This window comes from Streptomyces sp. WI03-4A (assembly GCF_033792105.1).
Classification (GTDB): Bacteria; Actinomycetota; Actinomycetes; order Streptomycetales; family Streptomycetaceae; genus Streptomyces; species Streptomyces collinus_A.
This window is the reverse complement of record NZ_JARAUO010000025.1, coordinates 1-11,413: the sequence shown is the minus strand read 5'-3', so window position 1 is coordinate 11,413 and position 11,413 is coordinate 1. Positions and strand designations below refer to the sequence as shown.

Genomic DNA, 11,413 nt, shown 5'->3' with positions numbered 1-11,413 from the left:
ATATCCGGGCGCTGACGGTTCCGCTCAAGAGCGGGTAAAGCCCGACCAAGTCCGAACGCGTGGCCGTCGCTCACTGGGCGTCCCGGTGCCTGAGCAGCAGGTAGCCGCCCACGAGCGCGGCGACCACCCACAGCGCCATGATCCCGAGCCCGCCCCACGGCCCGTAGGGGGTGTCGTCGCCGATCCGGGGGACCACCCGCATGATCCGGCTGCCGGCCTGGTCGGGCAGGAACCGGCCGACCTTCCGCGTGACGCTCACGTTGCCGAGGATCGTGGAGATCAGGAAGAAGAACGGCATCAGGATGCCGAGCGAGAGCATCGGCGAGCGCAGCATCACGGCCACGCCCATGGAGAACATCGCGATCAGGGTCATGTAGAGGCCGCCCCCGACGACCGCGCGCAGCACGCCCGGGTCGCCGATCCGGGTGCCCAGGGGGCCGAGCATGGCCTGCCCGAGGAAGAAGGCGGCGAAGCTGGTGACCATGCCGACGAGCAGGGCGAGCGCGGTGGCCACGGCGATCTTGCTGAACAGGAAGGTGCCGCGCCGGGGCACCGCGGCCAGGGAGACGCGGATCATGCCGGTGCTGTACTCGTTGGACACGACCAGCACCCCGAACACGATCATCGCGAGCTGGCCGAGGGTCATGCCGGCGAAGCTGACGACCGTGGGGTCGAAGGAGAGCCGGTCCGTCACGGGCATGTTGTCGAACTGACTCCTCGACAGGGCGGAGATGAGCATCCCGAGCGCGAGGGTGACCACCACGGCCAGCGACAGCGTCCACACCGTGGACGCGACCGACCGGATCTTGGTCCATTCCGACCGGATGACCTGCGCGGCCGCCATGGTCAGGCCTCCTTCCAGCCGGCGCCCCGGTCGCCCGCGGCCGGGGCGGGCCCGGCGGCGCGCGCGTGGTACTCCACCGACTCGGCCGTCAGCCGCATGAACGCCTCCTCCAGCGACGCCTGCCGCGGGCTCAGTTCGTGCAGCACGATCCCGGACCGCGCGGCCAGCTCCCCGATCCGCTCCGCCTTGCCGCCCTCCACCTCCAGCGCGCCACCGCCCGTCTCCACCACGGTGATCCCGTCCTCCCGCAGCACGTCGAGGAGCCGCTCCCGCTGCGGGGACCGGATCCGGACATAACTGCGCGAGTTCTGCCGGATGAAGTCGGCCATGGAGGTGTCGGCCAGCAGCCGTCCCTGTCCGATGACCACCAGGTGATCGGCGGTCAGTGCCATCTCGCTCATCAGATGGCTCGACACGAACACGGTCCGCCCCTGCGCGGCCAGCGACTTCATCAGGTTCCGGATCCAGTGGATGCCCTCCGGGTCGAGCCCGTTGACCGGCTCGTCGAACATCAGGATGCGCGGGTCCCCGAGCAGCGCGGCCGCGATCCCGAGCCGCTGCCCCATCCCGTACGAGAACCCCTTCGCCTTCTTCCGCGCCACCGCGGTCAGCCCGACGGTGTCGAGCACCTCGGCCACCCGCCGCGCGGGGATGCCGTTGCTCTGCGCGAGGCAGAGCAGGTGGTTGTAGGCGCTCCGCCCGCCGTGCACGGCCTTGGCGTCCAGCAGCGCCCCGATGTACGTCAGCGGGTCCGTCAGCTCGGCGTAGTGCCGGCCGTCGATCCGGACGTCGCCCGCGGTGGGCCGGTCGAGACCGAGGATCATCCGCATGGTCGTGGACTTCCCGGCGCCGTTCGGGCCGAGGAACCCCGTCACGATGCCCGGGCGCACGGCGAAGGTGAGACGGTCCACGGCGACCTTCTCGCCGTACCGCTTCGTCAGCCCCTCCAGCTCGATCATGCGGCCACGCTATGACCGCTGTTGGGGGGCTGCCACTCGGACGGGCGGAGAGGATCACGGGCACCGGCACGCGGGATATGCTCCGGCTCCCGGGCCCACCGCGGGCGTCCTGGCGTTCGCGCTGACCTTCGTCGGCTCCATCTCCCCTCGACACACGCGACGGTCACCGCGTCGGCGAGGACGACGGCGTCTCGGTGCGCACCGGCCGCTACAGCGCCGACGCCCGGCACGCACGCGGAAGGGGCGGCGGGACCAGGTCCCACCGCCCCTTCCGGAGTCCTGCGACTGCCCGAACCTACCGGGACTGCTGCGCCGGAACGCCCCGGGAGATCGGCTCGTCCTCGGCGGGGGAGCCGGCCGCGGCCACCGCGGCGCCGGTCAGCGTGGCGAGCATCTCGCGGACGTTCGTCAGCTGGGCGTTGATCGAGTCGCGGCGGTTGGTGAGGGCGGCCAGCTCGCGCTCGGATTCCGACCGGATGCGGTCGGCCTTGGCGTTCGCGTCGGCCACGATGTCCTCGGCCTGGCGCTGGGCCGTCTCCACCGTCTGGCGGGCGCGGCGCTCGGCGTCGGTGCGCAGCTTCTCCGCCTCCAGGCGCAGCTGCTCGGCACGGTGCTCGATCTCGGCGAGACGCTTCTCGGCCTTCTGCTGACGCGAGGCCAGGTCGCGCTCGGACTGCTCGCGGCGCTTGGCCAGGTTCGTCTCGAAGTCCGCGGCGGCCTGCGCGGCCTTGGCGCGGGTCTCCTCGAAGAGGGCGTCCGCCTCCTCGCGCTTGGACTGCGCGTCCTTCTGCGCGTCGGCGCGCAGCTGGGAGGCGTCGCTCTTGGCCTTCTCGACGATCCGGACGCCCTCGTCCTCGGCCTTGGCCTTGCGCTCGGCCGCGAAGGACTCGGCGTCGTTGCGGACCTGCTGGGCGGCCGACTCGGCCAGCTCGCGGTGCTGCTCGGCCGCGCGCCGCGCCTCCTCACGCAGGTCCTTCGCCTCTTCCTCGGCGAGGCGCAGGATCTTCTCGACCCGCGCGCCGAGACCCGCGTACGACGGCTCGGCGTCGGTGATCTGGGCCTGGGCGTTCTGCGTCTCGAGGTGGAGCTCCTCGATGCGCTTCTCCAGAGCGGTGATGCGGGCGAGAGCGCTGTCACGGTCGGAGACGAGCTTGGAGATACGTTCGTCCACCTGAGCGCGGTCGTACCCACGCCGCACAAGCTCGAAGCCGTAGGGGGAAGTGTCGCTCATGGGGTTCCTGTCAATGAGACCGGTGAGGTGATAAGGGGAATCCTAGGGGCCGAAGCGGTGTGTCATCGAGCGGATACGGTTTTGATCTGGAGAATGGCACCTCTTTTGGGTGGCTGACCTCGGGACGGCTTGCCAAAGAGCGGGGCAAAGTCCCTCAGACCGCCCCGGAAGCGACCTCGTTCCCTAGCTCTCCGACGACTTGCCACCCGATCGAGGGGGACCGACGGTGGCACCCGCCTTGACCCCGCCCTCCTTGCCGGACGACGGCGCCTCGAAGGACTCCAGCGCCTCCAGGACGTCCTGCACCCGGGAGATCTCGGCGTTGATGTCCTCGCGCCGGCGCACCAGGATCTCCAGCTCGCGCTTGCCCTCGTCGACCGTGCGCCGGGCCTCGCGGATCGCCTCGGCCTTCAGCTCCTCGGCCTCCTTGACCAGCGTGGCCTTCTTCTGCTCGGCCTCCTTGAGCAGGCCCTCGGCCTTCTTGACGGCGGCGATGCGGACCTTGCCCGCCTCGGAACTGGCCTCCGACACCATCTCCTTGGCCTTCGCCTGCGCCTTGGACAGCTGCTCCTCGGCCGCCTTGATGAGCGCGTCGCACCGGTCGCCGGTGGACTTCATCGTCTCGGCGGCCTCGCGGCGGGCCCGCTCGTGCAGCTCCTCGATCTCGGCGGTGACCCGCTCGCGCAGCTCCTCCGCACGCTCCCTTATGGCGGTCGCGTCCCGGCGGGCGCCGACCAGCAGCTCGTCCGCGTCCGTACGGGCCTTCTCCACCAGCGAGTTGCCCTCGACGGTCGCCTCGGAGACGATCCGGTCGGCCTCGCTGCGGGCCGCGCCCACCATCGTGTCGGCCTGCGACTCGGCGTCCGCGGTGGTCTGCAGCGCCTGCTGCTGGGCCTCGGTGAGGAGCTTGTCCGCCTCCGCCGTGGTCTCCGTGATGAGCGTGTCGACCTGCTCGGCCGCCTCCGACCGCCGCTTGTTGGCCTCCTGGCGGGCCTCGTCCAGGGTCCGCTCGGCCTCCTCGCGCGCGGAGCCCACCAGCCGCTCGGCCGCCGCTTCCGCGTCCGCCGCGAGCCGCTCGGCGTCGGCGCGCAGCCGGTCCGCGTGCCGCTGGGCCGAGCCGACCTTCTCGGCGGCCTCGGCGCGCAGCCGCTCGGCGTCGCCGGTGGCGTCCGCGACGAGCTGCTCGGCGTGCGCGACGGCCTCGACGCGCACCCGCTCGGCCTCGGCGGCCGTCTCGGTGCGCAGCCGCTCCGCCTCGTTGCCCGCCTCGGTGATGAGGGTGTCGGCCTGGGTGGCCGCGTCCGACCGGATGCGGTTGGCGTCCTCGCGGGCGTCCGCCCGGGTGCGGGACGCGGCCTGGTCGGCCTCGGCGAGCTTGTCGGAGGCCTCCGTGCGCACCCGCTGGGCGTAGTCGCCCGCGTCGGAGCGCAGCCGCTCGGACTCCGCGATGGCCTCGGCGACCGTGCGCTCGGCGAGCGCCTTGGCGGCCTCCGCCTCCTCGTTCGCCTCGCGCCGCAGACGCGTGGCGTCCTCGCCGGCCCGCTCCCGCTCCGCGTAGGCGTCGGTGCGGACCCGGTCCGCCTCCTCCTCGGCCTCGCGGCGGGTACGGTCCGCCGCGTGCTCGGCGGCCGAGCGCAGCCCGGTGATCTCCTCCTGCGCCTGCTCGTGCAGCCCGGCGACGGAGTCCCGCACCTGCTGCGCGTGCTGCTCGGCGGCGGACACCATCTCGGTGGCGCGCCGGTCGGCCTCCTCGACCAGCCGGGTCGCCTCGGTCTGCGCGTCCTCCACGCGCCTGCGCGCCGAGGCCAGCAGCTCCTCGCTCTGCTCGCGGGCCCGCTCGCGCTCCTGGTCGGCCTCGGACCGCGCGGCACCGAGCAGTTCCTCGGCCTCGCGGCGGCGCCGGGCCGCCTCCTCCTGGGCGGCGGCGAGCGTCTCGGACGCCTCGGTGCCCAGCCGCTCGGCGGCGGCCTGCGCCTCGGCGCGCATCCGGTCGGCGCTGTCCTGGGCCTCGACCTTGAGCCGCTCCGCCTCGGCGGCCGCCTCCGAGCGCAGGCGTACGGCGACGGTCTCGCCCTCGGCGCGCGAGGCGGACGCGTCGGCCGCGGCCTCGTCGCGCAGCCGTTCGGCCTCGGCCTCGGCCTGCTGCTGGAGCGCGCGGATCCGCTCGGCGGACTCCGAGCGCAGCCGCTCGGCCTCCTCGCCGGCCTCGCGGCGGATCCGGGCCGCCTCCTCGCGGGCGTCGGCGAGCGCCTGCTCGGCGGCCGACAGCCGCTCCTGGGTCTCCGTCTGGAGCCGGGTCAGCTCACCCGCGGCCTCGACACGGCGGGCCTCGACGGCCCGCTCGGTCTCCTCGCGCAGCTCGCGCGCGGCCTGCTCGGCGTCGGACCGGACCGTCTCGACCTCTTCGGCGGCCTCGGCGCGCAGCCGCTCGGCCTCCTTGCGGGCGCGCTCCAGGGTCTCCTCGGCCTGCCGGCGCAGCGAGGTGGCCCGCTCGATGGCCTCGGTGCGGACCTTCTCGCTGTCCCCGGTCGCCTTCTGCCGCAGCTCGTCGGCGTCCGCCTTGGCCTTGGCCAGCAGCTCCTCGGCGGACTTGGCCGCCTCCTCGATCTGCGCCACGGCCTCGCGGCGGGCCTCGGCGCGGATCGACTCGCCCTCGGCGACCGCGTCGGCGCGCAGCTGCTCGGCCTCGCCGCGCAGCCGGCGGGCCTCCTCCTGCAGCTCGACCGTCTTGGCGCGGTACTCCTTGGTGTCGTCCTTCGCCGCGCCCTTGAGCTCCTCGGCGATGTCGTGCGCCTCGGCGCGCAGCCGGTCCGCCTCGGCCTCGGCCTCGGTGCGGATCCGCTCGGCCTCCTCGGCCGCCGCCCTGGTCGTCTTCTTGGCGTCCTCGGACGCCTTGTTGAGAACGTCCTCGGCGGTCCTGGCCGCCTTGGAGAGCTGGCTCGCGCTCTCCTCGGCGGTGACCGCCCGGGCCTTCTCGGCCGCCTCGGCGACGATCTTCTCGGCCTCGGCCCGCGCGTCGGCGACCAGCTGCTCGGCCTCGGACCGGGTGTTCTCGGCCTCCTTGGTGGCCTCCTCGACCAGCCGGGCGACCTGTTCCTTGGCCGTGCGCGTGCGGGTCTCGTTGGCGGCCTCGGCGCTCGACAGCGTCTTCGAGGCGGCCTGCTCGGCCTCCGTGACCAGCTTCTCGGCCTCGGACTGCGCCTTGCGCAGCGCCTCCTCCGCCTCGGTCATGCGCTGCTCGGCGGCGCGGCTCAGCTCGGCGGCCTGCCGACGGGCGGCGTCGGACTCGCTGATGGTGGAGGTGCGCAGCTGCTCGGCGTGGTCGGTGGCCTCCTGGGCCTGCGTGGAGGCGGCGTTCAGCAGCCGTTCGGCGTCCGTGCGGGCGCGGCGCAGGATCTGCTCGGCCTCGGTGCGGGCGGCCTCGGCGTCGCCCTGCAGGCGCTCGCGGGCCTCCCGGGTGAGCCGCTCGGCCTCGGCGCGTGCGGTGGCCATGGCCTGCTCGGCCTCGGCGCGGGACTCGTCGAGCAGCCGGCGGGCCTGCTGCTCGGTGCGGGCGCGCAGTTGCTCGGCCCACGCCACGTTCTCGTTGACGTGCGACTCGACGGTCTGGCGGCGCTCGGCCAGCTCCTGGTCGAGCTGCTGGCGGCGGGTGACCGCCTCCTGGTGCAGCTCGGCCTGCAGACGGGCGGCCTGCTCGGCGTGCTCCTGCAGGATGCGCTGCGTCTGCGCGCGGACCTGGCTCAGCTCCCGCTCGGCGTCCTGACGCAGCTGGTCGGCCTGCACCTGGGCATTGCGGAGCAACTGTTCGGCCTGATAGCCGATGTCACCGCCGTCGTAGGCGGGCCGGGTCATCAGAGTGCGGCGCGCCTCGTGCAGCTTGGCGCGCAGCACCTCGACCTGGTAGCCGAGGTCCTCGGCGTGCTGGATCGCCTTTTCCCGCTCGGTCCTCAGCCGCTTCATCTCGGCCTCGAACCGAGAGAGGTGGTCGACGTCAGCCGCCGGCTCTCGCTCCTGGCTCTCGTAGCCCCGCACTGCGCGGTCCCATCCGTCCCCTGGTCAGCTTCTCCAACGAGCTCCGTCCATCCGCCGGACGGGGCCCCCGGGGAATGGTGTCAGATCAACGGCGGAGCACGGGCTGCTGCCCCGACGCTCTTCCCCCGAAACCCGGACCCCGGCATGCGGCCGCCCCCCGCCTTCGGGGACGACCGCCCCCAACCCTACCGGCCCATATGTACGGCGGTCAGTGCTCGGGCGACTCAACAGGGGCCGAAGTGACCAGTTCTGTCAGGACGCCGTGGCAATCCTTGGGGTGCAGGAAGGTGATCCGCGACCCCATGGAGCCGCGTCGTGGCTCGTCGTACAGAACGCGTACGCCCTTGCCGCGGATCTCGTCCGCGTCCCCGTCCACATCCGCCGTACCGAAGGCGATGTGGTGGACGCCCTCCCCGTTCTTGGCCAGCCACTTGCCGACCGCGGAGTCCTCCCTGGTCGGTTCCAGCAGCTGGAGGTAGGAGGCGCCGCCGTCGGACGTCTCGTTGATCTTGAGCATGGCCTCCCGCACGCCCTGCTCCTCGTTGACCTCGGTGTGGAACACCTCGAAGCCGTACGTGGCCCGGTAGAACTCGACGGTCGCGTCGAGGTCGTGGCAGGCGATCCCGATGTGGTCGATTCGCGTCAGCATGGAATCAGTGCAGCGCCAAGACGGTGGTTACGCAACGTGCGCGCGATCACACCGACGGGCCGATGACGGCACGGAGTGCCACTCAGTACATTCGAAGTAAACCCTCGTTCACTCCTCGGCTGTGCAGGCCGGTAAGGGGATCGCAGCTCATGTCTTCTGGAACGAACACCTCGGTGATCGTCGCGGGCGCGCGTACGCCCATGGGACGGTTGCTCGGCTCGCTGAAGTCCTTCTCCGGGGCCGACCTCGGCGGCTTCGCTATCAAGGCCGCCCTCGACCGTGCGGGTATCGGTGGCGACCAGGTGCAGTACGTGATCATGGGGCAGGTGCTGCAGGCCGGCGCCGGGCAGATCCCGGCCCGCCAGGCCGCGGTCAAGGCCGGCATCCCGATGAGCGTCCCCGCGCTGACCATCAACAAGGTGTGTCTGTCCGGCCTGGACGCGATCGCGCTGGCCGACCAGCTCATCCGCGCCGGCGAGTTCGACATCGTCGTCGCCGGCGGCCAGGAGTCCATGACCAACGCCCCGCACCTGCTGCCCAAGTCCCGCGAGGGCTTCAAGTACGGCGCGGTGCAGATGCTCGACGCGATGGCCTACGACGGCCTGACCGACTCCTTCGAGAACATCGCCATGGGCGAGTCCACGGAGAAGCACAACACGCGCCTCGGCATCCAGCGCCCCGAGCAGGACGAGATCGCCGCCCTGTCCCACCAGCGGGCCGCCGCCGCGCAGAAGAACGGCGTCTTCGAGGCCGAGATCACCCCGGTCGAGATCCCGCAGCGCAAGGGCGAGCCGGTCGTCTTCAGCAAGGACGAGGGCATCCGCGGCGACACCACCGCGGAGTCGCTCGGCAAGCTGCGCCCGGCCTTCGCCAAGGACGGCACGATCACGGCCGGCTCCTCCTCGCAGATCTCGGACGGCGCGGCCGCCGTGGTCGTGATGAGCAAGGCCAAGGCCGAGGAGCTGGGCCTGGAGTGGCTCGCCGAGATCGGCGCGCACGGCAACGTGGCGGGGCCGGACAACTCGCTGCAGTCGCAGCCGTCCAACGCCATCCGGCACGCCCTGAAGAAGGAGGCCCTGGAGGTCTCCGACCTCGACCTCATCGAGATCAACGAGGCGTTCGCCGCGGTGGCCGTGCAGTCAATGAAGGACCTCGGCGTGTCCACGGAAAAGGTGAACGTCAACGGCGGCGCGATCGCCCTCGGTCACCCGATCGGCATGTCCGGCGCCCGGCTCGTGCTCCACTTGGCCCTGGAGCTCAAGCGGCGCGGCGGCGGCGTCGGCGCGGCCGCGCTGTGCGGCGGCGGCGGTCAGGGCGACGCCCTGATCGTGCGGGTCCCGAAGGCCTGAGTTCCAGTTACGTCTGTGAAGTGAACGGAGCTGTTTGATGCAGGACGTCTCCTCTCTGGTGGCCCAGGCCAGGGACGGCCGGCCGCGGGCCGTGGCCCGGCTGATCTCGCTGGTGGAGGGGGCGTCCCCGCAGCTCAGGGAGGTCATGGCGGCACTGGCCCCGCTGACCGGCAACGCCTACGTGGTGGGTCTGACCGGCTCGCCGGGTGTCGGCAAGTCGACCTCGACCTCCGCCCTCGTCACCGCGTACCGCAAACAGGGCAAACGCGTGGGCGTGCTGGCCGTGGACCCCTCGTCGCCGTTCTCCGGGGGTGCGCTGCTCGGTGACCGGGTCCGGATGTCGGACCACGCCTCCGACCCCGGGGTCTACATCCGCTCGATGGCCACCCGCGGTCACCTGGGCGGCCTGGCCTGGGCGGCGCCGCAGGCGATCCGGGTGCTGGACGCGGCGGGCTGCGACGTGATCCTGGTGGAGACGGTCGGCGTCGGCCAGTCGGAGGTGGAGATCGCCTCCCAGGCGGACACCAGCGTGGTGCTGCTGGCCCCGGGCATGGGCGACGGCATCCAGGCGGCCAAGGCCGGAATCCTGGAGATCGGCGACGTCTACGTCGTCAACAAGGCCGACCGCGACGGGGCCGACGCCACCGCCCGCGAGCTGAACCACATGCTGGGCCTGGGCGAGTCCCGCGGTCCGGGCGACTGGCGGCCGCCCATCGTCAAGACGGTCGCGGCCCGTGGGCAGGGCGTCGACGAGGTGGTCGAGGCGCTGGAGAAGCACCGCGCGTGGATGGAGGAGCGCGGGGTGCTCACCGAGCGCCGCACGGCGCGCGCGTCCCGCGAGGTGGAGACCATCGCGGTCACCGCGCTGCGCGAGCGCATCGCCGACCTGCACGGCGACCGACGCCTCGGCGCGCTCGCGGAGCGGATCGTCGCCGGGGAGCTCGATCCCTACCGCGCGGCGGACGAACTCGTGGCGGGCCTGACCGAGGGCTGACCCCTGGCGGCCGCCGGACCGTGTCGCTACATTGATCCACATGTTCCTCCTCCTGGCGTAGAGAGCGCACCGGACCGCGAGGCCGATCACCGGCCTTCGCGTCCCTCGGTGTCCCCTCTCCCGCCTCCCGCAGAGGAATTCCCGCGTGTCCACGCACCCTTCGCGGCCCTCGTACGCCGCCGTCCTGCGCGTCCCGCACGCGCGCCGCACCTTCGCCGCGGCCCTCGCCGCGCGCCTGTCCTACGGCACGGTCTCCCTTGCCGTTCTGCTGTCCGTCACCCGCGCCACCGGGTCCTACGCCGTCTCCGGCGCGGTGATGTCCCTGTTCGGGGCGATGACGGTCTTCCTGATGCCCTTCCGGGCCTCGCTGATCGACCGGCACGGCCCCCGCCGGGCCCTGCCGGTCATGGCCGCGGTGTACGGCGTTCTGCTGTGCGCCCTGGCGGCCCTGACCTGGCGCCCCGGGGCGCACGCGGCGGCCGTGGCCGGGGCGGCCGCCCTCGCCGGGGCGTGCGCGCCCCCGCTCGGCCCGACCATGCGCGCCCTGTGGGCCGATCTCGTCCCCGACCGGGCCCTGCTGCAGCGTGCGTACAGCCTGGACGGAGTCGCCGAGGAACTGCTCTACGTCTCCGGTCCGGTCCTGGTCGGCGCGCTGGTCGGATTCGCGCCGCCGGCCTCCGGGATCCTGCTGAGCGCGCTGCTGATCGTGGGCGGCACCTGCGCCTTCGTCATGTCTCCGGTGATGCCGGGTCCGCGCCCCGCGGCGGAAAAGGGCCGGCGCGCCGGCGTCCGGGGCCTGCTGCCCCCGGTGGCCGTGGCCCTCGGGGTCGGACTGACGCTCAGCGGGGTGGACCTCCTCGCGGCGGCCTTCGCCGCCGAACGGTCCTACGACCCGGCGCTCGTGCCCTGGGTGCTGGGCGCGCTCTCCGCGGGCAGCGCGGTGGGCGGGCTGGTCAACGGGGCGGTGGCGTGGCGGGCTCACGCGCGGACCCGGCTGTGCTGGTTCGCGGTGGGTCTCGGGGCTGTGGTCGCGGCCGGCGGCCTGGCCCCCGGACTGTGGTCACTCACGGGCGCCATGGCGCTCGCGGGGGCGTTCATCGCCCCGGCGCTGACGACGGCGTACCTCCTGGCCGACGAGAGCGCGGCCGAGGGGTCCCGGACACAGGCCGGGGCGTGGGTGAACACGGCGGTCAACGCCGGGTGTGCAGGGGGAGCGCTGGTGACCGGGCTGCTGATCGGCCGGTTCCCCCTGGCCGTGTGCTTCACGGCGGCCGGTGCCACCGCCCTCGCGGCGGCCCTGGCCGCGGCGCTCGGCGGGCGGTCACCCCTGCCCGCCGCCCGGCGCCGCGAGGGGG

At 73.0% G+C, this 11,413-nt stretch carries 8 protein-coding genes; 3 read left to right on the top strand and 5 right to left on the bottom strand.

Features of this window, described 5'->3' with window-relative positions; translation table 11 throughout:
• Positions 1 to 70 precede the first annotated feature (70 nt).
• The 5 genes from PV343_RS23760 to mce all read right to left on the bottom strand — a co-directional run bounded on the left by PV343_RS23760 (position 71) and on the right by mce (position 7,715).
• On the bottom strand, positions 71 to 844 hold the full coding sequence (locus PV343_RS23760) for an ABC transporter permease (protein ID WP_319148972.1): 774 nt from the start codon (positions 842 to 844) through the stop codon (positions 71 to 73).
• Between the two features lie 2 nt (positions 845 to 846).
• Positions 847 to 1,803, bottom strand: coding sequence for an ABC transporter ATP-binding protein (locus PV343_RS23755; protein ID WP_319148971.1), 957 nt, complete (start codon positions 1,801 to 1,803; stop codon positions 847 to 849).
• A 295-nt stretch (positions 1,804 to 2,098) separates the two neighbouring features.
• Positions 2,099 to 3,034 carry a cellulose-binding protein gene (locus PV343_RS23750; protein ID WP_020942294.1) on the bottom strand — a complete coding sequence of 312 codons (936 nt, stop codon included), beginning with the start codon at positions 3,032 to 3,034 and terminating at the stop codon, positions 2,099 to 2,101.
• 183 nt (positions 3,035 to 3,217) lie between these two features.
• Positions 3,218 to 7,066, bottom strand: coding sequence for a polarized growth protein Scy (gene scy / locus PV343_RS23745; protein WP_319148970.1), 3,849 nt, complete (start codon positions 7,064 to 7,066; stop codon positions 3,218 to 3,220).
• A 208-nt stretch (positions 7,067 to 7,274) separates the two neighbouring features.
• Positions 7,275 to 7,715, bottom strand: coding sequence for a methylmalonyl-CoA epimerase (mce, locus tag PV343_RS23740; protein ID WP_133920352.1), 441 nt, complete (start codon positions 7,713 to 7,715; stop codon positions 7,275 to 7,277).
• 149 nt (positions 7,716 to 7,864) lie between these two features.
• Between mce and PV343_RS23735 the strand changes: the two genes are divergently transcribed.
• The 3 genes from PV343_RS23735 to PV343_RS23725 form a co-directional block, all read left to right on the top strand.
• A complete protein-coding gene (locus PV343_RS23735) occupies positions 7,865 to 9,064 on the top strand; it encodes an acetyl-CoA C-acetyltransferase (RefSeq protein WP_319148969.1) in 1,200 nt (399 codons plus the stop codon).
• A 37-nt stretch (positions 9,065 to 9,101) separates the two neighbouring features.
• Positions 9,102 to 10,058 carry a methylmalonyl Co-A mutase-associated GTPase MeaB gene (gene meaB, locus PV343_RS23730; RefSeq protein ID WP_319148968.1) on the top strand — a complete coding sequence of 319 codons (957 nt, stop codon included), beginning with the start codon at positions 9,102 to 9,104 and terminating at the stop codon, positions 10,056 to 10,058.
• Between the two features lie 145 nt (positions 10,059 to 10,203).
• Positions 10,204 to 11,413 (top strand): MFS transporter (locus PV343_RS23725; protein ID WP_319148967.1); only part of this gene is annotated, 1,210 nt, incomplete at its 3' end.